A 26385-nucleotide genomic window follows, 5' to 3' on the forward strand; every position below is an offset into this window, starting at 1 on the left:
ATGAATGCAAATCAATTATTGAAACAACTTGTTCTTTCTGAATTAGAGAAAGCGGTCGATATCTATTTAGAAAAAAATAACCTTACTTCTGTTAAAGAGAATTTAAAAATAAGAATCGAATATTCACGAGATGAAAAATTTGGAGATTATTCGTCGCCATTTGCCTTAGAAAATAAAAATATTCTAAATAAAAATCCAAAAGAAATTGCGGAAGCAGTTTTATCAGAGATTCAAAATAATTCTTTTTTTGAATTTGTTAGTTTTTCACCGCCGGGGTTTATTAATTTCAGAATCCAAACTCAGTTTTTAAATAAATATGTAACTTCTGTTATGACCCCTCATGTGTCATTTGCTGAAACACCAAAAAAAGAAAAGATACTACTCGAATTTGTTTCAGCCAACCCAACCGGTCCTATGAATATTGTTTCTGCCAGGTCAGCAGCTTACGGAGATGCGTTGGCAAATTTGTTATCAAGTCTCGGACATACCGTCAAACGAGAGTTTTATGTAAATGATTATGGCAATCAAGTTTATTTACTTGGAGTAGCTGTTTTACTTCGTATTTTCGAATCGAAGGGAGAGACGATCCAATTCCAAGAAGAAGAGTCGGATGAATCAGTTATAAATTTAATCAAAAAAAGAATTCTACCTAAGGAAAGTTATCGAGGGGAATACATTAAAGACATTGCCAGTCAATGTTTGGAAGATGATAAAAGAACTAAATTTGTATTTGATTCTGTGTCTGCAGAAAAATGGGATGATGTGATAAACTTTCTTTCTCTTTATGCAGTAGAATACAACTTGAGTCGTCAAAAGGAAGATTTAGCACTTTTTGGTGTGAACTTTGATTTGTTTTTTAGTGAACGTAGTCTACATGAAGCTGGGGACGTGGAAAAGGTTCCAACGATTTTAAAAAAAGAAGATGTAGCCACAATCGATGGGAAACTCCACTTTCTCTCCACTCTCTATGGTGATGATAAAGATCGTGTGATCCGAAGAGAAGATGGTCGTCCAACGTATTTGATGGCTGATATTGCTTATCATTATAATAAATTCACACGAGGATTTGATACGCTGATTGATATTTGGGGACCTGACCACTACGGATACATTGCTCGTTTGAAAGGAGCCGTGAAGTCTTTTGGGAAAACAGATGAAAGTTTTCGAGTACTGATTGCCCAACAGGTAAACTTAATTGAAAACAAAGAAAAGGTAAAGATGAGCAAACGTTTGGGAATTTTCCAAACAATGCGTGATCTTCTCTCTTATTTGGGAAAACAAGGTCGAGACGTCGGCCGTTATTTTTTCCTTATGAGAAGTTCCGATGCCCCTCTTGATTTTGATTTGGATTTGGCCAAAGATGAATCGGATAAAAACCCCGTTTTTTACATTCAATATGCACATGCGAGAATTTGTTCTATCTTTCGTGAATTACAAGTTCCTATGGATTTAAAACTTTTAGAGTCAGAAATTTCTGTGGAATTTTTGAAACAAGAGGAACGAACTCGGTTGTTATTTTGGGTTGCGAGACTTCAAGAAGAAGTTTACGATACAGCAACTAGTTTCGAACCACACAGACTTACAAACTATCTACAATCTTTGAGTAAGTCTTTTACTAAGTTTTATTCACAAAAAGACAACCGTATCAAAGACAAAGTAGGCCAGGAAAGAGATACTCTATTGGCGCTTGTTCTATATACAAAGTTCGCTTTGGAAAGTGGATTGGCACTTCTTGGAATTTCTGCTCCCGAAAAGATGTCAAAAGAAGAGACTTAAAAAAATATGGAAGCACCATATATTGTCATCATTTCCACCGGTTCTGAAATTACAGCCGGAAGGAGTTTAGATACTAACTCTGGTTGGATGGCAAACCAATTGTTCGAATTAGGTTGGAAGGTGAAAAAGTTTATTGCTTTGCCTGATGATCCAGAACTGATCCTTTCTGAATTAAAAACTTTAAAACAATTGGCAGAATCAAAACCTGTTTTAGTTCTGATGACCGGTGGTCTTGGCCCAACTGAAGATGATTATACTTTAGAAACCGTTTTAAAACTCAGTGGAAAAAAATCTTACTCTGTTGAAAAAGCAAAGATCCGTTTACAAAGAATTTATGAATCTCGTGGAAAACAATATAGTGATATCCTTCCTACCGTAATGCGCCAAACACATGTTCCAGAAGATTGCAAAACTTTAGACAATCATGTTGGGATTGCTGTTGGATTTGTGGAACCTATCGGAGTAGATTCATATTTGGTTTGTATGCCAGGTGTTCCTTCAGAAATGAAGGAGATGTTCGCACGAAGGTTAACCCCAGAACTAAAAAGAATTTACCCACGAGAAAACTTAGTCCAAAAAACCAAATGGTTATGGAATATTGGTGAATCACTTTACCAAAAAGATTTTGTCGAAGCCCATCGGGATAGACTTTTTTCTGGTGTAGAATGGGGTGTCACAGCAAACAGGGGTTATATTAAGTGTATTTTTCAATCCCTCGATTCTAAAAAATTAGAAAAGGTGGTCGCTGAGTTAGAAAACCAGTATCCGAAAATTATTTCCGATGATGTATTCACCTTTGTTCACGAAGAATTAATTTCTAAAAAACTTACAATTGCGGTAGGAGAAAGTTGTACGGGTGGCCTTCTTGGGAAAAAACTAACTGACTCTCCCGGTTCTAGTTCTTATTTTGTTGGTGGGTTTTTGACCTATTCCAATGAGTTGAAAGAATCTTTACTCGGTGTTCCAGAGGATACTTTAAATCAGTTTGGAGCTGTGAGTAAGGAAACAGCAACTGCTATGGCAAAAGGGATATCTGAAAAAACCAAAGCAGATTATTGTATTTCGATCACAGGAATTGCGGGCCCAGATGGCGGAACGGATGAAAAACCAGTTGGTATGGTTTGGATTGGGATCAAATCACCTGAGGGATCGATCGAAACTCATTCTTATATTTTTCCAGGAAACAGAGAAAGTATCAGAGAAAATGCAAGTAATACAGCTCTATTTTTATTATACCAATCATTAAAACAAAGGAACGTTTAAGATGTTACAAACGATTGTATATTCCATAGGTTTTTTTCTATTATTCTTTTTTAGTTGGGATGTTGATTTAAATTTAGTTCCGAACATTAGGGAAACTTGGGTATGGAACAGCGAGGGTAGGTTTGGAACCACCTCACCTAAAATAGGTGAAGATCCCTTAAAAACCATTAATGGATACAAAACAGGAGGAAGATACTATTCCTTTCGAACGGGTAAGTTTCCTGAAATGGATCCTAAGTATTTAGTCGACTTTCCTTTGTTATCGAATGGTTATTTATTGTATGAGAAAATTGGAGATGAGGTAAATTTTTTCTCAGATACGGGGGAATTGTTTTGGAAAAAACCAATCAACTCTTATCCAAGAAGTGGATACTTTGCTTCTCCTGTATTGTATTTGTCAGGTGATAACAACACAGTTTTTTTGATGGATGAAAGCGGGAACCGAGTGGGTAAATCTGAATTGAACGGAAGATTCCTTACTGATTATCAATTTGATTCTAAAAACAAAGGTGTGATTGTTTTATTTTCAGGCGGAGAAATCTATCGTTTGGATGAAAAAGGCAATGTCATTTTTGAGATAGATCTTTCCAAAGACAAAAAAGATTCTTTTTTTAAATCTGTTTCTATTTCTCCGGACGGAAGGTTTTCATCAGTTCATTATTCATTATTAAACAATGATTTTGTTTTAGTTTTAGATGAGAAAGGTGAACCGGTTGAGGAGTTTGCATTACCAAAATTTTATCCTCACAAACTTTATTTTGTTACAGGGAATGATGGTTCTATCATTTTCAACTTACCAGACTCAATCACTTTCTATCAAGATGGAAAATTGGTTTGGGAAAAAACAAAACAGAAAACAGGTGGAGTTTACCAGTCCATATTTGCAACAGATTCGATTTATGCAGTACTATCGGAATCAGAAATTCAGTTCTATAATACTAAGGGAAATTTGATTCGTTCCAAACGAATTCCACCATCAGAGTTACCAATTCGTTTTTTTCCAGGAAAAGTTAATTCAGTTTTTTATATGCAATCCAAATCTGATTTGATGCAATTTCAAATTTTTTGATTTTGCGAGTTTAAAATTGCTAATTTTTAATTAACTCTTGTTCTGTGGGGGTTACGGACGCTTTCGCAGAACATTCTATTTAATATTTAAGAATTTGATTTGGATTTTGGATCCACTTCATAAATGGAAAGTGACTTGAAACCAGTCCTTCCTTCTCGGTTGATCATGGCAATGGTTTCCGTACAAACTCCAGGTTCGATATTAAAGATGAGTTGGTCTGAAATCTCGCGACAGATATAAAGACCACGGCCATGACTATCTTCCAAACCTTTTGGAAAACCAGTAGAATCGTCAATGCTGATATGACGGTCAAGCCTATGTAAAATTTCTTCTTTTCGTAGTGATCCAAACTGGTCACGAACCACAATAAAAATTGTACTTTCCGTGGCACCATACCCGATCAAAAAATAATCATCAGGCATAAGTTGTATATTGTCGAGTGGAACTACCATATCATGACTTGGAATTTCAAATTGGTATTTGTATTCCCCTTCATGGGTGCGGGGAGCTCTGATCATAGCATTTGAGGTAAGCTCTTCTAACACTTGTTGGATGGCCTTCGGAGCACCTAGTTGGATTAAGTTTTTGGAAATTTTTCCACAAAGTATCGAACGATCTTGGTCCGATTTGATCTGTTTGTAAATGATTCCATTGTTTGGTGCTTCTTCAAATTCACTATTGATGTTTTGGATATTTACTTTAAAGTCATTCGAAAAGTATTTTTCAATTCCAAATATATCGTTGGAAAGTAACTTTTCTACCATCACTTCGATGAGATGGATATCTAAAAAACTATATTTAGGTATGATATTCCAAATATGTAGGTCTTTCGCATATTTTATATATTCGTTAATATTATACGCTGTCATGAGTGCATATAATATATGTGGGAATTCTTTTTGGATGAGGTTGACCAAATCGATTCCTGATTTTCCTGGGAGACGAATGTCAGTAATGGTTAAATCTATTTTTTCGTTGGTCAAATACCAAACTGCTTCTTCAAAATGTTCTGCTCCAAAAACATTGAACTTTGTGCTTAGTAAATCCATAATCGCTTCGCGAATGGAATGAATGTCTTCAACAATCAGAATTGATTTTTTCATGGATTTTGCTCCGTGATATCATTGGTGAGTGGAAAGGAAATGGTAAAACGAGTTTTTTGTTCACTGGATTTAACAGAAATATTTCCGTCATGTTCTTTGACGATGGAGTGACAGATGGAAAGTCCAAGTCCTGTTCCTGTCCCGGATTTATTACTCGTAAAAAATGGATCAAATATCTTTTGGACAATGGTGTCTGGAATTCCTCCAGCATTATCTTCGACAATGATATGAAGCCAGTTTTTAGTTTTTCGGAGTTCTATGGAAATTTCACCAGGCCTATAATCAAATGCTTGGAGTGAGTTTCGAAACAAATTCATAAATAAACGTTCCATCTTTCCTGGGTGGAAGGGGAATTGGTAATCGTAATCACATGAAATTCGCCATACGATATTCTTACTTAAGTGAGGATAAAGTCGGATGACCGTATCTTTTGCACGGTTGATTGTTTCGACAATATCACCCAGTGTGACTTTTACTTTATCTGTTTTGGCAAAAGAGATGATATCGGAAACAATGATTGCAGCCCTAGAGATATCATTTTTGATCATATCCAATCGTTTTTCGATTTGTTCGGGAGGTTGGTTTTGCCAGTTTGCCTTTAGGTTTTGGAGGGTTAAACTAATTCCTGTTAGTGGATTGTTTAATTCATGTGCAATTCCGGATATTAAAATCCCAAGAGAGGCAAGGTTACGCATCCGAAAGGATTCTTCCTCTTTTTCTCTTTGTTTGGTAACGTCAGAGATTTTTTCCACCATCCAAAAAAGGTCTTCCTGCTTGGGGTAAGGATAAAATTCTAAAAGAAGAGTTTGTTTTTTATCCTCTGAGCGAAAAAAAATCTCTCTCGTGATTGGAGTGGAATAGGTTTGATTTTTGTCTTTAGACTTTACGTTAATTTTGGGACAATAGGGACAAATGTCTGTTCGTTGGTATAAAACTTCATAACACTTTCGATCAAGAAGTTCATCATACTTGTTATTTTTGGCAAATAGAATGGTAGCGAGATTGGCTCTTTGGATATTAAAATCAGAATCAATCAGAACCAGTGGGTCTTGGACCACATCGTAAATGGCTTCCAGTTCACGAGCTTTTTCCGCAACCTTTTCTACGGATGCAGAATCACCATTTTGTGAATTCTCAGGCACAATCAATACCCCAAGGACTGGTTTAATTGTTTGAACATAGACTTTTGATTTTTGTTCCCACCAGTTTTTTGTAAGGCGATGATAGAAGCTAATTGGCTATGAAAATCTAAAAGAAATTTGATATAAAAGTCTTTTTTAAAATCATTTCGTTCTTGTTTGATTTCATCATTACGAAGAGAAGAAAGTGGAAAACTATCCGACCCATCGAGTCCAGAAAAACTAATTACCATGTCATTTAAGGATTCATCCAAAGGTGAAGTATCTGAAATTTTAGTTTTTGTTTTTTGTTCGATTTCTGTATCTTCTGTAACTACCAAAACTTCCACTCGGGAAAGAACAGAACCATTAAACTCGAGTAAAATCGATTTTTCTTCCGAATGTTTGATTTTGTTTTTGTTTTGTGGGTCTGGATCTATTTTGTATTTGCGAATCCGGATTCCAGTTCTGTTAGGATAGGTTCCAATAAAACTAATAGTCGTGTTGGCAGGAAGAGATGTTAGGTTTTCGTAGGACAGAAGATCCCTAGCTTTAGCGATGTCTCGGTAAAGGCTGAGGATTTCCTTATCTAATCTATTTTCTTTTTCGGAAATACCGGTCTCTGGAAAAAGACCGGCAGTCCAGAAGAATAAATTAAGGAGTAGTAGGAGCCGGTACTTCGGAAGGTGTTCCATCAGTTTCTACCGGAGTTTCTAAACTTGGTTCTAAATCAGGTACTAACACTTCGTCTTTTTTTGCGAAAACAAAGGAAAGAGCCAGAGAAAGAACGATAAATAGAATTGCCGCAACTCTTGTTGTTTTTGTCATTACGTCGGCAGTTGATGCACCGAAAACCGATTGGCTAGCGGTAGATCCACCTAACATTCCTGCACTCCCGCCTTTTCCGGTTTGGATCATGACAAGAAGGATGAGAAAAACTGAGAGTAGAATAAAAAGTGTGAGGATGGTTCCTGCAAAAAATCCCATATTGTTTCCTTATTTTAAAAGTCCTAAAAATGATTCTAATTTTTGACTGGCTCCTCCTACGAGGCCACCGTCTATATTTGGTTTGGCGAGTAATTCTTTGATATTGTCCGGTTTTACCGAACCACCATAAAGAATTTGAATTGTTTCTGCAATTGCAGAAGCACCCACAAATAAATTTCCAATTTCCTTACGAATAAAGGCATGTGCTTCTTCAGCCTCTACCGGTGTTGCTACCTTTCCGGTTCCAATGGCCCAAACTGGTTCATAAGCAATCACAAGTTTTGAAAATAGGTCGCTTGTAATGTCTTTTAGACCTTTTTTGATTTGGTCTTCTAACACAGCAAAGGTGTTTCCTTTTTCTCTTTCTGCCCAAGTTTCTCCTACACAATAAACAACGCGAAGACCCGCTTTCAAAAAGTATAAAATCTTTTGGTTGTCAAATTCGGAAGTTTCCCCAAGGAATTGGCGTCTTTCGGAATGACCAACAAGAACCGTTTGGATTCCCAGTTCTGCCAGTTGGGTAGGAGAAATTTCTCCCGTCATCGCAGTGAGTCCCGACTGATAAGCGTTCTGCGCACCCACAATGAGTTTGGATCCTTTGGCAAGATTCGCAACAGATTCCAAATGCAAAGCGCTTGGGAAAATCATTACCTCATGAGCAGACGAGTCACTCGCAGATACCAAACCTTTGGTGATGGTCACAGCTTCCGCCAATGTCAGATTCATTTTCCAGTTTCCAGCAATGATTTTCTTTCTCATCTTATTTTTCTTCCTTAGGGAGTAAACATTGTACACCAGGAAGAGTGCGTCCTTCTAAAAATTCTAAGGAAGCACCACCACCTGTGGAAATATGAGTGATTTTGTCTGCCACACCCGCCTTGTTTACGGCAGCAATGGAATCGCCACCACCCACAACGGTTTTGGCCTTGGATTTACTGATGGCTTTGGCGATCTCAATGGTTCCTTTCGAGAACTTGTCCATCTCAAACACTCCCATCGGCCCATTCCAAAGGATGGTTTTCGCTTCTTTGATGGCTTTGATGTAATTATCTACAGTTTTCGGGCCAATGTCCATTCCCATCCAACCGTCAATGATTCCCATTTTATCAACAGACTTGGTTTTGGCATTAGGATCAAAATTATCGGCAATGATATGGTCTACCGGAATTTGGAGGTCGACCCCTTGGATTCCGGCTCTGTCAATCAGTTGGAAGGCTTGGGATTCAAAGTCTGGTTCCACAAGGGACTTACCTACGGGAACCGCTCTGGATTTGAGAAAGGTATAAGCCATCCCTCCACCAATGAGTAGGTGGTCTACCTTCTCGAGAAGGTTCTTTAAAATTGCAAATTTAGAACTGACTTTGGAACCACCAACAATCGCCACAAAAGGACGTTCCGGTCTTGCGAGAAGTCCACTGAGTACTTCAATTTCCTTTCTCATGAGAAGTCCTGCAAAGGCAGGGAGTAGGTGAGCCACACCTTCCGTAGAAGCGTGGGCGCGGTGTGCGGTTCCAAAGGCATCGTTGACATAGACATCAGCTAACTTGGCCAGTTCCTTACAGAAACCGGCCTCATTTTCCTCTTCTTCCTTATGGAAACGAAGGTTTTCTAAAAGGAGGATTTCCCCTTCGCCCAGTTCGTTTGAAAGTTTCACTACAGGGGCACCAATCACCGAGTCAGAAAAACTGACTTTGGTTTTAACGAGTGTGGAGAGAACATCAAACACTGGTTTCATGGAATATTTTGCCTCAGGGCCACCTTTTGGGCGACCTAAGTGACTTCCAAGAATGATCTTTGCCCCTTTGGAAATGAGTAACTCCAAAGTCGGGAGGGTTTTTTCGATCCGAGTTTTGTCCGTAGCTTTTCCGTTTTCCACAGGGACATTGAAGTCCACACGAACAAAGACTCGTTTTCCTTTTAGATTTTGTTCTTCTAGAAGAGGTAATTTCATCTTAGCCTTTTTTTGCCATGTAACGAACTAGGTCGAGAACTCGGTTAGAGTATCCCATTTCATTGTCATACCAAGATACGAGTTTGAAGAAAGTAGAGCTAAGTTCAATACAAGCATCGGCATCAAAAATAGAAGAACGAATGTCTCCGAGGAAGTCGTTTGAAACCACCATATCTTCTGTATAACCAAGGATTCCTTTCATGGAACCTTCACTTGCTTCTTTCATTTTCTTTTTGATTTCAGCGAGTGATGTTGGTTTTTCTGTGCGAACGGTTAAGTCCACAACGGATACGTCTGGAGTCGGAACTCGGAAACTCATACCAGTAAGTTTTCCGTTTACTTCTGGGATACAAAGCCCTACTGCTTTTGCAGCACCAGTCGACGCTGGGATGATGTTTTGAGCGGCACCACGTCCACCACGGAAGTCTTTTTTAGAAGGACCGTCAACGGTTGGTTGGGTTGCTGTCATCGCGTGGATGGTAGTCATGAGTCCTTCTACGATTCCAAAGTTGTCAAGAACCACTTTTGTGATCGGAGCTAGGCAGTTTGTTGTACAAGATGCGTTAGAGACGACATTGTCTTTTCCAGAATCGTATTTTTCGTGATTCACACCCATTACAAAAGTAGGGATGTCTTTGTCTTTTGCGGGAGCAGAGATCACCACTTTTTTGGCACCTGCTTTGATGTGTTTTTCGGCACCCACTCGGTCAGTGAAAAGACCAGTAGATTCAATCACGAAGTCCACTCCAAGTTCTTTCCATGGGAGTTTTTCTGGATCTCTTTCTGAGAAGGTTTTTACTTTTTTGCCATCGATAATGATTTCGTTGTCTGTGTGAGAAACTTCACCGTCAAAACGACCGTGAGTGGAGTCATATTTGAAAAGATAAGAAAGGTTGTCCGGTGTAACAAGGTCGTTGATTGCGACAAATTCTAAATTGGGATCTTTGATTCCGGATCGAAGTACAAGTCGTCCAATGCGACCAAAACCATTGATTGCGATTTTTACCATGAGTTTCTCCTAAAAGGCTCGTATCGAGAGATGAAACGATTTTTTAATTACAGAATTTCGAATTCGGGGTCTCTGTCACTCATTTTAAGAGGGAAGTACGTATAGAACCCTTAAGAAATTGAGAATTTCCTACCTTGTTTGGCAAGAATTGCCGGTAGAATCCGTCGAATAGGATTCTAAAAACCCATGAAAGGCTTAGAAAAAGAGCTAAACCGGGCGCGGGCCGAACAAAAAATTTTGGCCGAAGTCTCCTCCCATCCAGCGATTCGTTCTGGAGAGATCCTTGTATTTGCAGCATTTGTCACAGAGCTTGTCTCTAGTTTTCTCAGAATTGAAAGAGTCGGAGTTTGGTTGTTTAATGAAACCAAAGACGAATTACACAATATAGATTCTTATTTTTTAAGCAAGGGAATACATAACTCAGGGGCTGTTCTTAAGGAAGTGGAATTTCGGGAAGAGTTCCAATACCTGTTATCGGAAAAATATGTGGATGCAAATGATCCATATACTGATCCAAGAACCAAAGGATTTATTGAATCTTACTTAAAACCGAATGGAATCACCGCAATGTTAGATGGTGTCATTCGTATGGGTGAGGAACTAATTGGAACCATTTGTTTTGAACATGTGGGGAAAACTCATACTTGGGAAGAAGATGAAATTATTTTTTGTAGCCAACTGGGAGACCAAATTGCACTCACTGTTAGTAATTTTCGAAAAAATGAAATCAACAAAGAATTGCAGGCTCGTGAAAAAGAACTAAGGGACTTAAATGAAAGTTTGGAAAGGTTAGTCGAAGAAAGGACGAAGAATCTTAAAAAAACTAATGCAGAGTTGGAAGTAACCATTACTAGTCTTAAAAAAACCCAAGCCCAACTTATCCTCTCTGAGAAGATGGCAAGCCTTGGCCAACTCGTTGCGGGGATTGCTCACGAAATCAATAATCCGATTGCTGCCATTAATGCTTCTGCACAGAACTTAAAAGAAACTCTCTTTGAATCCGAAATTTCACTTTTTCAAAAGGAACTGAGAGACCTTATTCCGAGTTCCGAAAAACAAAAATTATTTCTTAGTTGTTTGGATATTTTGAAGTCGAGAGTGGAGATGGTTTCTGGAAAGGAAAGGATGAGGCGGAGAAAAGAAATTGAATCCTGGCTGAAATCTAAAACTATTCCGGAATCCTATTCTTATAACTTAATTGATTCGGGGTTTGACCTCCATATTCTGGAAGAGTTTGAGATTTTGTTTCAAGATTCGGATGTATTTGCCGTCATTTCTTTGTTAGTGGAAGAAGTTTCTGTATTTCAATCTTTGAGTATTATGCAACTTGCAGTAGAACGTGCCAGTAAAATGACTTTTGCCTTAAAAAACTTTGCTAGGTTTGAAGTGTCATCCAGTCCTGTAAAAACAAATCTTCAAGAGAATATCGAAACCGTAATCACTCTATATCAAAATCAGTTTAAAAGAAATGTAACTCTAATCAAAGAATATGAACCAATTCCACTGGTTGATGGTTATCCAGAAGAGTTATTACATCTCTGGACAAACTTAATTTATAACGGACTACAAGCGATGACCTTCCGTGGAGAATTAAGAATTCGAACAGAAGTTTATGAAGAAAAAGTAAGAGTGACCGTGGAAGATACTGGTTCTGGAATTCCTTTGGAAGTACAAAGTCGAGTATTTGAGCCTTTTTTTACTACCAAACCTGCTGGGGAAGGGAGCGGGCTTGGTCTTGATATTTGTAGAAAGATTGTGGAAAGGCATAATGGTCTGCTCCACTTTGAAACGAAACCTGGGAAAACAAAATTCTTTGTGGATTTGCCTTTGCAACTTGGAACCTAATAGTCGTTTATTGTTACCATAAGGTAGCAATGATTTGGTTTTCCTGGATCACACCCAAAGTTCTGGAATCAACACCCAGTTCTCTGTTGTCAGCTAGTAAGAAAAAAGATTTATCGGGAACTGTTAGTTTGGGCATATCATCCGACTCTGTTTTTCCTTGTGGGATGAGGGGGATATTATTCGCGGATGATTCTGGAAAACTAGTTGGATCTAGGATTGTGTCATTACGAAAAACCATTCTTTTTTGTACATAAATCGTATCTCCTGGTTTCCCAACAATCCGTGCAATCAGAACGGATTCAGGATCAAGTGGGGAACGAACGAGAACCACATCCCCAATCCCTAATTGTTTGGTGCGAAACCATTTGTTAAAATAAGCAGTAGATCCGCTTTTTAAAGTAGGCTCCATAAACTGGTTAGGAATATGAACGGGTGTGATGATAAAGTATTTCACCCCAATTGCCAATATGAGTCCCAAGCAAAGTGGAATTAAAAATTCATATAGTCTTGTTTTGAAAGGTACTTTGTTTTTGGATTTAGACATGGAAATAATTGATCTCTCTTCGTAGGCTTTCTGAAAGTTGGTTCATGTTTTGTGAACTGGATTTGGTTCCTTCACTAGACATTGCAGTGGTTTGGGCATGGGTATTGATTTCTGCCATTGATCTGGAAATTTCGAGCATCGCCATTTTTTGTTCGTCGGTGGCTTCTTTAATCATTTCCGAAAGTTCTCGGATTTGTGTTACACCTTCGTTGACTTCTTCGTTTGTTTCAATTTGTTTTTGAACAACGGAGCGAATTTCTTTTGTCATTTGGTTGATGGAATTCACACCAGAAATGGTTTCACTTAAAATCACAATGGATTGGTCAATTTTTTCCTGACCTTGTTTGATTTCACCTTCATTCTGTTTGATGAGTTCTTCAATATCATCAATGGATTTGGCAGTTTTGTCGGCAAGTTTGGAAATTTCATCGGCAACAACGGCAAATCCCCGTCCACTGACTCCTGCTCTTGCCGCCTCGATGGCAGCGTTCAGGGCGAGTAAATTGATTTGTTCCGAGATATTGTGAATGATTTCCACAACATTTGTCATCTCTGAGGAAGATTCGTAGATTTTGTCCATAGAAAGTTTCATCTCACTTAAGGACTTTTCACCTAACTTGGCATCGTTTGTGATTTCTTCTACTCTTGTGTCTGCAATTTGGAATTTTTTATCGATATCGGAAACAGCTTGGTTTAGCTCCGTCATTTTTTTCATGAGAGAAACTAAGGTAAATGATTGGGTTTCCGTTCGTTGGGCTACACTTTCAATCCCTGCTGTGATTTCTTCTACAGAGGCAGAAATTTCTTCGCTACTTGCAGCTTGGTTTTGTGCAGCATCGGAGAGTGATAACATAGATTCATAAATATCGGAACTTGTGTTTGTGAGTTCATTCGATACAGTTTGGGTTTTGTTTACAATTTGGCGTAGTTTGGTTTGGAAATCAAACATAGCATTGGCCATACTTCCAATTTCGTCACGACTCGAATCATAAAAATCGGATTGTAAGTTTCCTTTTACCATATCAGCGATTCTAACTTTGATTCTATCTAATGGTTTGAGTTTGGATTCGATGACGAGGACTGTGATGATTCCTATGATCAAAACTACAAAAATTGAAATTCCAAGTGTTGTAAAAAGACTAACTAAAGTTTTTTCATATAACTCTGCATTTTCAAAAATACAAAAGATAACGTAATTGAATTCTGGGTTTTTGACAAAGAAAATCCTTTTGAAGGTTCCATCTTCTGTGGAATCGGCATAACCGAGAGCTTCTTCTCTTTGAAAAGGGATATCAAAAACTAACTTTGATTTGGCGTTTGTTCCAATTTCCTTTTTGTTTGTGTAGTAAATAACCGCACCATCTCCATCGAAGAATCCAACCTTTCCTGAAATCCCGATTTTGATATTTCCTAAGATAAAACTAGAGAGTTTTCCGATGTTTAAAAACCCACCTACATATCCTAAAAACTTATCGTTTTGATAAACGGGGAGAGTATAAGGGGAGATGATATCTCCAGAGACTTTCGAACGAATGCTTGTATGACGAAGAGGCCCTTGTTTTGCTAGTTGTTCCTCTTCGATAAAAAATATGGAACCTGTTTTGTTACGGTCATATTCATTTGTAGAAACAAAAATGCCTTCGTCTGGTTTGTAATAAAAAAGAGCCTCTACCGCATGGTTTGTACTTTTTAATTGGATTTCGTTTAGGACATTTCGGATTCCTTGGATGTCTTTACGAACAATTTGGTCTTTTAATTTGTTTTCTGCAAAAATAGATAAAGTGAGGCGATCGCGAAAATCAACTAATGTCACACGCATCAGTGTTTCAGAATCCATTACAGCTTGTTCCATACTCGTGTTGACCAAATTCAACTCTTGTCGGAAATTCATGCGGTAGTTGATGATGAATAAAATGAGGATGGCCGCAAAAAAAGAAAGAACCGTTTGGAATCCTAAATTTCTGGAAAGTTTTCTCGTGTTGATTCGTTTGGTATGATCATTTCTGATTGTAAGTAAAATTCCTTTAATGTTGAATTTGTTTTCTACATAATCAACAAATATGGATTGGAAAATGACGGTAATGGCAAGAGTCAAAAAAAGGCCAATGGCCATCTCGCTCATAAGAACAAAGTTTTTGGATTTTAAATAGAAAAGAAGGGCTCCGATGACAAACAAAAATCCAATGGCATAACGAATGATCATGTCGATGATCGCAACTTTCCCTAGATGGTCCAACCAGAAGTAAGCCAATTTATGATCCCGTTTTGTGACTTCGGGTTTTCCAATACGAGAGACCGGTGCAAATCGAACCCAATAAAAACTAATACAAAATCCGAGGATGAAAAAAACTGCGATGGAAGTCGAAATTAGAATGATTTGAAATTCTTCTCCCGACCATTCTGTAAAAAAGTATATATATCCGAGGAGAGTGGGGACACCGATTCCGTAATTAAAACCTTCCAGACCAAAAATTATAAATTTGATCATTTTACGTATATCCATACCCTAGGGATACAGACCGTCTAAGAATTGTAAACGTAAAATTCCCATAAGAATCCATAATGAAAGACTCACTCGTTCTAAAAACCATCCAGGAAAAGATTAAAAACTTAGGAAGTTTACCTGGATGTTATCTTTGGAAAAATCAAATCGGCGAAGTGATCTATGTTGGTAAGGCACTAAAACTTCAGTCAAGAGTTCGCTCTTATTTGAATCCCAACCAAAAGGATCGTAAAACCAGAGCCCTTTATGTGGAATTGTATGACCTTGATTGGATTGCAACAAGTACGGAAAAAGAAGCTTTGCTTCTAGAAGCCACCTTAATCAAAAAATACAATCCCAAGTTTAATGTAAGACTAAAAGACGATAAAAATTATCCCTTCCTTTGTGTGTCTACAAGCGAAGATTACCCAATGGTGTTTATCACTAGAAAGGTCAAAGCTAATGGAGATCGGTATTTTGGACCCTTTACTGATGTCAAAGCAGCCCGAGATACTTTGGAATTGATACATAGAATCTTTCCAATTCGTAAAACCAAACTGAAACTTCCACTTTCGAAACCTCAAAGACCTTGTCTTAACTTTCATATGGGACGTTGTCTTGGGCCTTGCCAAGGAAATATAACAAAAGAGACCTACGCTGAGTTAGTTGATGAAATTCTTAGTTTTTTGGAAGGGAAAAAAGAAAGACTGGTTTCTGGATTAAAATCTGCGATGGTAAGAGCCTCCGAAAGGATGGAATATGAAAGAGCTGGATATTTAAAAACACGAATCGAAAAAATCAACCAAGTCCGAGAAAAGCAAACTGTTGTTAGTATGGATGGAGGAGACGAGGATATTCTTGGTATTGGCAAACGAGATGATGAAGGTCAAGTTGTGATTTTAGAAGTGCGAGGCGGAAGGCTTGAAGGGAAAAAATCATTTCCTCTCACTGGACTTTCTTTTTCCGATGATGAAGAAGTATTTACATCATTTCTTCGTGATTATTATCTAAATGTCACCCTTCTTCCAAGTATTGTTTTTTTACCTCCATCGGCGAAAGGCAACTACGATGTGTTTATGGAAGCCATAACCGAAAAATTTGGGACTTCTGTAAAACTTAAGTTTCCAGAGATGGGTCCTAAAAAATCACTCCTTCGTTTGGCAGAAAAAAATGCTGAACTAAGTTTGACCGAACGAATCCTTGCCACCAAACTCCGAGACCAATCGGTCGCAATGAAAGAACTTCAGGAAAAATTAAATTTACCAGTTTTACCAAGAACCATCGAATGTTATGATATTTCTCATTTTCAAGGTTCTTCGCCTGTTGCCAGTGGTGTGATGTTTGTGGATGGCAAACCGTATAAGGCGGGTTATAGGCATTATAAAATGCGCGGGTATGAAGGAATCAATGATCCAGGGATGATCCATGAAGTGATTGCAAGAAGGCTCAGTCATTTGGTGAATGAAGAAGAACCACTTCCCGATCTCATCGTGATTGATGGGGGACTCACTCAGTTGTCAAGGGCAGCAGAGGCCGCAAATGCATTAGAACTTGGTCATATTCCTATGGTCGGCCTTGCTAAAAAACGAGAGGAAATATATTTCCCTGGTGAAAAACACCCATATAGTTTTGATATTCATTCTCCTATGATGCGGCTCCTTCGGAATTTACGAGATGAGGCCCATAGGTTTGGAGTCACTTTCCAAAGAGTTCAAAGAAAGAAAAAAGCCCTAAAAACCATTTTGGATGATATAGAAGATATTGGAGCCAGTCGTAGAAAAAGTATCTTATCCTATTTCCAATCCAAAAAGAAAGTTACTGATGCCACAAGAGAAGAATTAAAAAACGTTCCGGGAATTGGTCCAGTCCTTGCCGAAAAAATTTTTAACGGCATCCAAAGTTTACGAAAAATAGAACCATAAATTCCGTTTTCCCACCTGCAGTCATTGAGGTGGGAGATGCGAAAACAAACCATAACCTTTATTTTATTTTTCCTTGTTGGATGCCAAAACAAGGGAGAGGCCCCATTCCTCTTGTTTGGCGATGGTTTTACCGATACACCTCAGTTCGAATTCCAATATGGAAATCTCGAATATGATGGAGAAATCGTTGATAATACCAACTATGTTAGTTTTAATTCAGAGGTATTATGCATTCATTCTCTTCCAATTTCTCTATATAGACGTGAGTTAGGTGGAAAATTTCGTGTTTGTTGGAAAACAAACGAATCTTTTTCTGAAAAATGGAACTCAGGTTTTTCCTTATTAGAAAACGATTCTTCTGAATATCCATCTTGGAATTTAGGAGGGAAGGGTTGGGTTGCCTCTGTTGTCGAATACGGAAAATGGAAAAAAGAATCAGACACTAAGGAAGTTCTTTCTTTCTGGGACTCACAAATTTGGTCAGGTGGGCTTGTCACTTACCAAACCTTCGCCCTCCCGCATCCTATTTTCATCCAAAGGACAACACAGGTTTGTGAAGTTGTATTTCCCTCACATAAACTGACTGGTTCAGAAAACAAACAACGAACTCTTGTTTTCGAACTCCCTTGTCCCGATCTAGGAGAAATTGCCGAACGAATTGAAACTCAAAATGAGAACTGGCTTGCCGAATGTGATCCTACTGAGCCCGTTGTTTCCGAACTTTTTCGGCATTCAGACTCTTCTTACCAAAGGTTTATCGAATGGGAAAATCCAAAAGACAAAGTTCTTTGTCCTAGATTTTCTTCTATCGATTGGGAGATTGCTGGGATCAGAAAAACATTTCAGTCTGAATTGTTTTCCAAAAGAACCAAATTGATTCTACCTAACGCGATTCTTCTTTTATCGGATGAATCCAAATTCCATGGAATTCCAATTCCTAAAGATTTCCTCGCGGATCTTGGATCAAATTCTCTGATTCGTTTTGGAGATTCAGAATTTAGAGATTTTAATTTTTTCTTTCGCCAAGGAAATGAATTTTTTTCAAACCAAACTCATTCAGTATCTTGTCGCAACCAATTCAATCTTTGGATAACCACAGATAACTTTTGTGGAAACCCGGGGTTACCAAACTCTTTGGAAAAAAAACAAAATGAGGATTCCGTAGCCGGTTGTAAGACAGACCAAATCCAAATTACTGAATTTTATCCTGGGAATCATTTTGATTCAGGGATGCCAATCCCCGGATTCTTTGAATTTCAAAACATAGGAGGGGCATGTGACGGATCCTCACTCAATTGGTTTTTTGAGAATGCCATTTATCCTTTGTCAGCTGGTGAATGGATTTTACCATCCGGCTCTATTTTCCTTCTTACAAGAAAACTTTGGGTTGGTTTAAACCTCTTAGAAAAGGAAAAACCATTTTCTCTTCCAAAGGTAAGTTTTCAAGTTCCTAGTTTTCACTTTGAAGATAGAAAAACTAAAACAACCACTTCATTTTTAACGAACCCAGATCATTTTCATTTGCTTCGTTTTAAGGAAAAAAATCGGTATTCAATCCAAATCAATTTAAAAAATGAATCCCCTCATCCTTTACTCGGTAGTTCCCCTTTTTTTAACTTACATGGTTTTCAAATCAGTCCAGGACAAGTAAACAATAGTTTGGTGAATCAGATTTCTACAGAAATTTTGGAATATGGTTCTGGACAATCTCCGTTTTTAGATTTCGGATTTTCTGGATTTGGGGAAGGTGTTGTTGTTTTTGAAAGAGAAAATGGTAACCGGTATTCCTTTTGGAAACCAAATGGAACAGAAATTTTAACATTCACAACTTCTCCTTCTCCCTGTAATGGAGAAGAGAATTACCGATTGCCGGATGATTTTTTTTCAGAACCATTTCGTTCTCTTCTTTATCAAAACAGAAATACGGGAGCGGACACCACGATTTCTTTTGATCCGAATTGGATTCGCGAAAAGAGTATGGGTGGCAAACGTTCCCTCCATCCAGAATCTTTTCCAATTCAATTTTCTCGTTCTCTTCTTCCTTCTCCTCTTTGTCTGGGGGAATATCGTAGTCCTGGACTTAAAAAAGAGAGAAGTCTGGAAATCGAGAAGTTATCCTCTCCCTTTACCTATGTTTCCAATCTTCCACTTGATCCTGAACCAGAGGTTTTGATAGGGAACGGGGCGGGAAAAGTAGCTTCTATTTTACAACCATTAGGTGGTAATGCCTACCAGTGGACTTTAGGACCTTCCCATCCATTTCTTCCCGAAGAACAGATCTATTCTTATTTTTCTCATCCAAAACTGATTGAATCAAAAAGTTTTTTAGAAAGAAAAGGACCGGTTCAAATCGAAGCCATTTATCCAAACCCATACCAATCACAAAATGAGTGGATTTATCTTTGTAATCGGGGATTGAATCCTGAGGATTTGAATGCCTATTTGGTGGAAGATGAAGGAAATACAGATGAACTTGTTTCTTACCAAACTCGATTTCCTCATCTCTCTCCTTTGGGGAGTGGAGGCCAAAGTTTTTTATACAATTCTACCATTCTAAGTCCCAATGGATGCGCCTGGATTGTAGATCCTGATGGTAAGGATTGGTTTATGCCCATCTTCCAAAAAGAATCCGATTTACTCCTTACTGTTCGTACAACGGCAACGATTGGAAACGGGATCTCCTCTGGTGAGTCCATCCAAATACGAAAGAAAATAGGACAAAATTCCATTCTAATTTCTTCCTTTGGTCACAAGGAAAGTAATTCTCCACTTCGCATCTTGGTAGCAACGGGTGAGTTTCTTTGGTTGAAAGCAGGCTCTTTGGGTATGTCTGCTGCAGATTTTGAAATCTTTCGCGAGTCACTTTGAAATTTTTATATTTAATTTGTTCTTTCGCATTATATCTGTTATTTGGGAATCTTTCCTTATTGGCAGTGGGTGTAGAAGTGGGGATTCTGGGATATGAACTGTTTCTAAAAGAAGTAAATCCAAAAAAGTCGAATCAAATTCCTGGTTGGGATTTGGAAATTGATCGGTTTAGTCAAAATTTCCAAAACTCTGCTTATTTGAATCGAGTTTCCGGCGAATCGATGTTTGTTGGCCTAAAAGATAAAAACAGAAAAGAAAAAATTGTTTGGGATTTAGAAATCAAACTCACTACGGGAAAAGAAACGGGTTTAAATCCTTTTTATTTAGGAAAAAATCATTATATTGGTTATGAAACATCGAAGTTTTTTTTTGGAGTGGGTAGAAGAGAACATTTATTTCGACCAAAGGCTTTTCAAACTAGTTATGACGGAGGAGAGGGCGTTTTTATCGAATTTTTACCGAGTCAGAATTTAACATTACAGTTTTTTCTTTGGGATCGGTATTCAGGTGCAATTTTGTTTGAAAAAGACCGGTTCCATTCTGTACTTCCTCGTGCATTGGAAGAAGAAAGAGGTTTATCCGGAAACTCGGAACCAAACAAAAACAAACCGAACCATCACAGAAGACATTCCTTCGGACTGAGTTTCGGAGAGTTTCTTGTTTTACGTCTTGGACTCCAATACATCGAACTGGGAAGTTACGGGCGACATGTAAAAGATAGCCAACGAGAAACGAAAGTATCTGGAGCCGATGGAGATTCGTTGGTGAATGGAAATTTGGGGATTGGATTTGATATGGAAGTTTTAGACCTTCAGTTTGATTTTCTCTGGGCCAAAGGAAACGATAGAACCAATTCCAAATTGGCAGCAAAATCCGGCTCCATTCCCGTTTCAGGAGAAGCTTTACAAATGGGAGCAGAACTTCGATTTGGTGATTTCCTTTTCCGAAGTTCTCATTTTTTGTCTGACAGAGAAGAGAGGAATGCAAAAAATCAAATCATTCGAGATGGATATGTTTCTTTTGGTTCCCATCCCGCACAAACTCCGTATCTATCACAAATCTTGCAGGTTTTTCCTTCCGCAGCTGTTACCGATTCTGGATATGAAAAAAATTTCGCTTTAAAAGAAGGGAGGTGTTTTGGGTATTTAACGGAACTTGTTTTTCAGTTCACCTATCATCAGTTTGTTGCAAAAATGATAGGTTCTTATTTTTTACCATATAAAGTTGGGGCTCCCTCTGATGGTCGAATTAGTTTTCAAAAAAGGGATTTTGAAGTTTTTGCCATCGGGGAAGGTGTTCTGGAACTTTCTTTAAAGGAAGATTCTTCATTTGAATTGGGTATGGGTTTTTCTCAAGTGTTTTTACCCGAGTCCATTGGCCTAAAGTCAAACTTTGGATATTTTTTTGGGAGAATCCAGATATGAATCGAATCCTAATCCTTCTTTTGTTTTGTTCCCTAACGCTTCTTAGTTTTTGCAAAAATCAAAAATCTGACAAAGATCTTTTATCTCTACTCGTTCCGAGTCCTCCTATTTCTGAGTTATATTTTTCTTATCCTGGTCGGGACGTAGCGGAAGACAAAAAAAGACTCGTGAAGGATGTTTTACTTTCTGAAATCAAAAAAGCAAAGATATCTATACGTGCATATCTCTATTCTATTGATGATTATGAAATCATCTCGGAATTGTATTTGAAACAAAGAATGGGAGTAAAGATCCAACTTTTTGGAGACAAAGAGGAAGATTATTCGGAACTAGAATCCTTTGGTTTAGAAATCCAAAGATGGTCGGGTTCTGGAATCCATCATACAAAAATTTGGATCATTGATGGAATTCGTATCTTTACGGGAACCGGAAACTTTACCACTCACGGACTCATGACGGATCATAATGTTTATTGGATCCAAAATATTTTACCAAATGAGTTAGAAGGGTTAGTGGCAACCCTAGAGGGAAAAAATCCCCGAGGTTTTTTTCAAATTGGCTTTTTACGATATTTTGTTTCTCCCGAAGCTGGACTCGAAATCCAACAAGAATTAATCGATGCAGTAGATACGGCAAAACACTCCATTAAATATTTAATTTATTCTCATTATGATCCCGTTCTAAGTTTAAAACTTTTGGAGGCTAACAAACGAGGAGTTCGCGTCGAAGGAATCTACAATGGTCCCATGTCTACTAACCCTGAAGGTATTTTCCTGAGTCAAAATTTAAGTTCTCCTTCGCAGATTTGGGAAGATGGAAATGTTGATTTTGTTTATAAAAATGATCGTTATTTGGGTGGGTTGTTGCATCACAAAACAATGCTGATTGATGATCGGATTGTTTATACTGGTTCGTATAATTTTTCCGTATCGGCAAGAGATAAAAACAAGGAAATTTTCGTAAGAATGGAACATCCTAGTGTTGCGAATGAGTTCCTGATGGAATGGAAGAGGATTTTATGGATGGCAAATTCTGTTACGAATCCAAATACAAATTCAGAACAAACAAATCCAAATAACGATTCGGATTTGAAATTTTATTTTATTCAGAGATTCCAAAACTCTTTGTTCCAAACAAATGTTTTGTTTAATAGTGACGGATACTTCGATACCAATTCCAATGCGTTATCAAATGCTTACAAACAAAGTTTGGGATTAACGGGTATTATTAGAAATAAAATTGGAGATCGGTTTTTATTTTCTTCCAATCTTATGGATCCTATTTGGGAAGAATCGGAAGGTTCCCTTTCACGACTTATTTTACAAAACTATTTTTTGGGAACTGCGGTCACTCTTTCTAGTGGAGAGAAAGTTCTTTCCTTTTCTTTTTGGGACGGTTCCCATCCTAAACAATCCTTTATACCGGATGGGAATTCTACGATTTTGGGTCAGACAGATTTTTGGAGGGGAAAAAACTTATGGTTTTGGGTGCGGACAAATCAAGGAAACTTTTCATTTTGTCATACAAAAGAAAAAAATAAACCACCCGAATGGATGGTATTTTTAATGAACCGTTTAGAAGTTACAGGAAAAATAACACCGGTTTGTTCTAACGACTGATCATTCCATTTTGTCTTCGATGATAGGAAGTAAAATCTTCGCAATGTCATCTTGGAGTTTCATATAGTTATTGATTCCTAAGTGAGTGATTTGTTTATTCACATCGTTTAACATTGTTTGTATGAGAAGAACAAGAGTGTGTTTTTTGTCTTCAGGAAGTTTAGAATCATGGATCAAATCTGACATGGCCTGTCCAGTTTTCCCTACAAAAGAGATTTTCCAAGCATTTTTAAACCCAGTCTTTCAGTTCTAAATCTTTCAACTTAGGAGATAAACGGAATGTAAAGAACACAACAAGGATGGTCATAACTCCTCCAAAAACAACCGACCCCACTGGGCCCAGAAATTTAGCGGAAACCCCTGACTCAAAAGCCCCAATTTCATTGGAAGAACCGATAAAAACTTTATTGATAGCGCTCACTCGACCACGCATATCTTCGGGAGTCATGGTTTGCATGATGGTGGAACGAACCACAACGGATACGCTATCAAATACACCGGACAAAAACAAGGCAGTTAGCGAAACGAGAAAGGAATGGGAAAGACCAAATACTAGCATACAAACTCCAAATCCAAACACGCAGAGTAATAAAACTCGGCCTGACTTTTCTAGCGGAGGTTTGTATGTGAGATAATAGGCCATAAGGAGGGCACCGAAAGAAGGGGCAGCTCGTAAATATCCAAGACCTTCGGAACCAACAAATAAAATATCTTTGGCATAGACCGGTAGGAGGGCAACGGCTCCGCCAAATAGAACAGCGAACATATCGAGAGCCATGGCACCTAACATAATTTCGTTTTTCAAAACAAAACGAAGCCCTTTGAGAAGACTGTCTTTTAAAGCTTCTTTTTCTTTGCGTTCCGGAAGATCACGTTTTGCGATCCAAAAGAAAAGTAAAAAGGGAAGGCCAATACAAATAGAATCCAGAGCATAGGCAGCTTGCATTCCCATACTTCCATACACAATTCCACCAAGAGCAGGTCCAATTACGGCACCGGCTTGGAAAGATGTTCCCATCCAAGCCGCCGAGTGCGGGTAATGTTCTCTGGGGACTAGTTGTGTGACGAAACTAAAAATAGCAGGAGAGATAAACCCTCTCGCAATTCCAGAAACTAGTATCACTAAAAAGATAGGATAAGCTTTGTAGGTATCCAGTAAAAAAGACAGGGGGCCTGTGAATGCAAAAAGAGTAAGGGAACAAACAAGTAAAAAGAATAAACAGATAACAATGATATTGCGGCGGTCTCGTAAGTCAGCAAGATGTCCAGCATAAAGGGCAACGACGATAGAGGGGATAGCTTCAAAAAGCCCAACAAGGCCTAGGTCAAGGACACTTCCTGTCAGTTCATATACTTGCCAACCGACGATGGTGGCCTGGATGTTGATCGCAAGAACCATAAAGAATCTTGCGACAATAAAGTAACGAAAGTCACGGTGTTTGAAAATGGCCAAAGAAAGGTTTTTCTTCATCTCTTAGGCCAGTGTTTAGAAGCCCTAAATTTGGGGCAATCGACAATCTTATAGTTTATTTCTTAATTGGATTCGCTACCCAATTGGAAATTTAACGTTTTGACTGCCTCTTCATTCCCTACATTGTCTACCGCATAATAGAATAATTGGAATGAACCTTTACATGTTGTTTTTAACTCAAAAATTGAGATCTCAGCCGTATATGGTTTAAATTCTGATTGGTTTCCCGACTGACAAGTGTAAGCAACAAGAATGTCTTTGGTTCCACTCAAACGATCTTTCGAGGTGAGTTTGATTTTTGTTTCCGGAGAAAGAAATTTAATCCCACCTTTGCCATTGGCACTTTGTCCAACCCAATCCAGCTTTGTTTCTGGTGGTGTGGAATCTTTGATAAAGTCCAATACTTGAACTGGTTCTTTGTTTCCAGCATGGTCTAAAGAAAAATACAAAAACTTATAATTCCCTTCTTCTTGGACTGGAACCGACGTCATTGCTTTGCTGGAATTCCAATGCCCACCATTCATACGATAACGAACTTCGGCCACACCAGATGCATCATCCACTGGATACAAAGTCAATTGGTCTTTTGTAAGATAACGAATCGATTCTTCTTTGTCTTTCACAATGACAAAACTATCACCTGAAATTACTGAAGTTGCTTTTTTCGGTTCTTGTTTGGGAACAAAAACTTTTTTGGTAGCAACGTATTCCTTCGGAACAGAAAGAGGGGAACCCGGATCCACATTTGTCGAATACACTTGTGTCCAAAATCCTTTAGCACCATATTCACCTAACCTTCGAACACGAAAGTATTCGAAATCATCTTTGGGAGTGACTGTAATTTTGTTTCCCTTAAACTGAATGGTTTCAGGTGGTTTTGGGGCAATACTATCCCCATTTTCATTTGGTTTCTCTTGCCAAAGTTCCAATTCAAAATTGGCTTCTGGTTCAGCATCGATCGCAATTCGAAGTTCTCTTTTTGGTTTAGAAACTAGAGAACTAAATGTTAAAAAAACAATCCCAAGGATCAGTAATAAATTTCGATTCATATTCCTTCTATTCTTCTTTGAGGCGAGGTGCTTCTGGAATTTTGTAAGGTTGTACTGGAGATTTACCTTTCTCTACAAAAGTTGCCATCCCTTGTTTCAACTCAACAGTTTTTCCTTGCGCTGCTACATCTACCACTCCTTCAAAACAGGAAATGGTGGAACTTAACTTTTCATCTAATTCTACACGGAATTCTGTTCCCCGAACACCCGCAGTGGAAGAGGGACTTACGATGTTAAACTTATGTTCGGTGGTTGGTGGATTGGATTTTGTGACTTTGGCATCCAAACTTCCTTTGAAAAGGGCGACTGCAATGGTTCCACCTTTCTTTTCAGCCCCTCTAACTTCAAAGTGGCTATTGTTTAAAATGCGCACCATACCAACATTATTGATATGAACATCTGTTTTTCCCTTACCTGCCGTTTTGATTTGGTCATTGGGATGGAGTTCCTGTCCTAATTTCAAAGGAACCCAAGGTCCTTTTCCACCAGTTCCATTCCATTCCACTTGTCCCATCACAAATTCAGTGACACCAACAACAGGTTTTCTCAGAAAAACAGGAACCACAAGAGACAGACCTGGTTTGATTAGGTCTGGATTAGGAATTTTGTTATGTTTTAAAAGTTCTGGCCAACGTTTGGGATCAGAAAGATGTCTTTCTGAAATGAGAGAAAGGGTTTCTCCCTTTTGGACCGTGATGGTAATAGGCTCTAAGGTTTCACCATCTTCCGCAAAAAGCGAAAACTGACTGAATACTATGATAAGTACTAGGATTGACTGTGCGATGGACTTTCTCATATATATACTGTCTCAAACCAATGTTTAATTTTCCAGCAATTTCGAAAATCTTGGGGATTTTTCTAAACATAGTTTTTTATCATTTTTTA

21 protein-coding genes are annotated in these 26385 nt (G+C 38.2%); 8 read left to right on the top strand and 13 right to left on the bottom strand.

Features of this window, described 5'->3' with window-relative positions:
• Genes argS through EHQ70_RS01295 form a run of 3 tightly spaced genes read left to right on the top strand, consistent with a single transcriptional unit; the run spans nt 1 to nt 4108 of the window.
• Entirely contained in the window at nt 1-1776 is a 1776-nt protein-coding gene (argS, locus tag EHQ70_RS01285; protein ID WP_135583175.1) for an arginine--tRNA ligase, read from the top strand.
• 6 nt (nt 1777-1782) lie between these two features.
• Nucleotides 1783-3039, top strand: a complete 1257-nt coding sequence (locus tag EHQ70_RS01290; RefSeq protein ID WP_135583176.1) for a nicotinamide-nucleotide amidohydrolase family protein — start codon at nt 1783-1785, stop codon at nt 3037-3039.
• Between the two features lies 1 nt (nt 3040).
• A complete protein-coding gene (locus tag EHQ70_RS01295) occupies nt 3041-4108 on the top strand; it encodes a hypothetical protein (RefSeq protein ID WP_135583177.1) in 1068 nt (355 codons plus the stop codon).
• Between the two features lie 86 nt (nt 4109-4194).
• Here EHQ70_RS01295 and EHQ70_RS01300 read toward each other — a convergent pair whose 3' ends face one another.
• The 7 genes from EHQ70_RS01300 to gap are packed head-to-tail and all read right to left on the bottom strand — an operon-like array spanning nt 4195 to nt 10276.
• Nucleotides 4195-5211: a response regulator transcription factor gene (locus tag EHQ70_RS01300; RefSeq protein ID WP_135583178.1), complete on the bottom strand. Its 1017-nt coding sequence runs from the start codon at nt 5209-5211 to the stop codon at nt 4195-4197.
• Nucleotides 5208-6353: an LIC_12097 family sensor histidine kinase gene (locus EHQ70_RS01305; RefSeq protein WP_135583179.1), complete on the bottom strand. Its 1146-nt coding sequence runs from the start codon at nt 6351-6353 to the stop codon at nt 5208-5210. The genes EHQ70_RS01300 and EHQ70_RS01305 overlap by 4 nt, the downstream gene beginning before the upstream one ends.
• Before the next feature lie 2 nt (nt 6354-6355).
• Nucleotides 6356-7024 (bottom strand): LIC_12096 family protein, encoded by a 669-nt coding sequence (locus EHQ70_RS01310; protein ID WP_135583180.1) that lies wholly within the window; start codon nt 7022-7024, stop codon nt 6356-6358.
• Nucleotides 6984-7316: a preprotein translocase subunit SecG gene (gene secG / locus EHQ70_RS01315; protein WP_135583181.1), complete on the bottom strand. Its 333-nt coding sequence runs from the start codon at nt 7314-7316 to the stop codon at nt 6984-6986. Before secG ends, EHQ70_RS01310 begins: the two co-directional genes overlap by 41 nt.
• A gap of 9 nt (nt 7317-7325) precedes the next feature.
• On the bottom strand, nt 7326-8075 hold the full coding sequence (gene tpiA / locus EHQ70_RS01320; protein WP_135583182.1) for a triose-phosphate isomerase: 750 nt from the start codon (nt 8073-8075) through the stop codon (nt 7326-7328).
• A gap of 1 nt (nt 8076) precedes the next feature.
• Nucleotides 8077-9267: a phosphoglycerate kinase gene (locus EHQ70_RS01325; protein WP_135583183.1), complete on the bottom strand. Its 1191-nt coding sequence runs from the start codon at nt 9265-9267 to the stop codon at nt 8077-8079.
• 1 nt (nt 9268) lies between these two features.
• A complete protein-coding gene (gap, locus tag EHQ70_RS01330) occupies nt 9269-10276 on the bottom strand; it encodes a type I glyceraldehyde-3-phosphate dehydrogenase (protein ID WP_135583184.1) in 1008 nt (335 codons plus the stop codon).
• Between the two features lie 186 nt (nt 10277-10462).
• Between gap and EHQ70_RS01335 the strand changes: the two genes are divergently transcribed.
• The gene (locus tag EHQ70_RS01335) at nt 10463-12121 is read left to right on the top strand and encodes a GAF domain-containing sensor histidine kinase (protein WP_135583185.1); all 1659 of its coding nucleotides are present in this window, start codon (nt 10463-10465) and stop codon (nt 12119-12121) included.
• Between the two features lie 13 nt (nt 12122-12134).
• Here EHQ70_RS01335 and lepB read toward each other — a convergent pair whose 3' ends face one another.
• Together lepB and EHQ70_RS01345 are read right to left on the bottom strand one after the other, a co-directional pair.
• Nucleotides 12135-12665, bottom strand: a complete 531-nt coding sequence (gene lepB, locus EHQ70_RS01340) for a signal peptidase I (RefSeq protein ID WP_135583186.1) — start codon at nt 12663-12665, stop codon at nt 12135-12137.
• Nucleotides 12658-15153 (bottom strand): methyl-accepting chemotaxis protein, encoded by a 2496-nt coding sequence (locus EHQ70_RS01345; RefSeq protein WP_135583187.1) that lies wholly within the window; start codon nt 15151-15153, stop codon nt 12658-12660. Before EHQ70_RS01345 ends, lepB begins: the two co-directional genes overlap by 8 nt.
• Nucleotides 15154-15227: 74 nt before the next feature.
• Here EHQ70_RS01345 and uvrC point away from each other — a divergent pair, with 74 nt between their 5' ends.
• The 4 genes from uvrC to EHQ70_RS01365 are packed head-to-tail and all read left to right on the top strand — an operon-like array spanning nt 15228 to nt 22980.
• On the top strand, nt 15228-17069 hold the full coding sequence (gene uvrC, locus EHQ70_RS01350) for an excinuclease ABC subunit UvrC (protein WP_135583188.1): 1842 nt from the start codon (nt 15228-15230) through the stop codon (nt 17067-17069).
• Nucleotides 17070-17105: 36 nt separating this feature from the next.
• Nucleotides 17106-19937 (top strand): LIC11755 family lipoprotein, encoded by a 2832-nt coding sequence (locus EHQ70_RS01355; RefSeq protein ID WP_135583189.1) that lies wholly within the window; start codon nt 17106-17108, stop codon nt 19935-19937.
• A gap of 14 nt (nt 19938-19951) precedes the next feature.
• The gene (locus EHQ70_RS01360; protein ID WP_208729497.1) at nt 19952-21361 is read left to right on the top strand and encodes an LA_2168 family protein; all 1410 of its coding nucleotides are present in this window, start codon (nt 19952-19954) and stop codon (nt 21359-21361) included.
• Nucleotides 21358-22980 (top strand): phospholipase D-like domain-containing protein, encoded by a 1623-nt coding sequence (locus EHQ70_RS01365; RefSeq protein WP_135583191.1) that lies wholly within the window; start codon nt 21358-21360, stop codon nt 22978-22980. Before EHQ70_RS01360 ends, EHQ70_RS01365 begins: the two co-directional genes overlap by 4 nt.
• On the opposite strand, the gene EHQ70_RS01370 is transcribed toward EHQ70_RS01365, so the two are convergent.
• The 4 genes from EHQ70_RS01370 to EHQ70_RS01385 all read right to left on the bottom strand — a co-directional run bounded on the left by EHQ70_RS01370 (nt 22981) and on the right by EHQ70_RS01385 (nt 26296).
• On the bottom strand, nt 22981-23166 hold the full coding sequence (locus EHQ70_RS01370) for a hypothetical protein (RefSeq protein ID WP_135583192.1): 186 nt from the start codon (nt 23164-23166) through the stop codon (nt 22981-22983).
• A gap of 43 nt (nt 23167-23209) precedes the next feature.
• Nucleotides 23210-24451, bottom strand: coding sequence for an MFS transporter (locus EHQ70_RS01375; protein ID WP_135583193.1), 1242 nt, complete (start codon nt 24449-24451; stop codon nt 23210-23212).
• 62 nt (nt 24452-24513) lie between these two features.
• Nucleotides 24514-25500: an LBF_2017 N-terminal domain-containing protein gene (locus EHQ70_RS01380; RefSeq protein ID WP_135583194.1), complete on the bottom strand. Its 987-nt coding sequence runs from the start codon at nt 25498-25500 to the stop codon at nt 24514-24516.
• A 7-nt stretch (nt 25501-25507) separates the two neighbouring features.
• On the bottom strand, nt 25508-26296 hold the full coding sequence (locus EHQ70_RS01385; RefSeq protein ID WP_135583195.1) for a FecR family protein: 789 nt from the start codon (nt 26294-26296) through the stop codon (nt 25508-25510).
• Between the last annotated feature and the right edge of the window lie 89 nt (nt 26297-26385).

The organism is Leptospira congkakensis (assembly GCF_004770265.1).
GTDB lineage: Bacteria > Spirochaetota > Leptospiria > Leptospirales > Leptospiraceae > Leptospira_A > Leptospira_A congkakensis.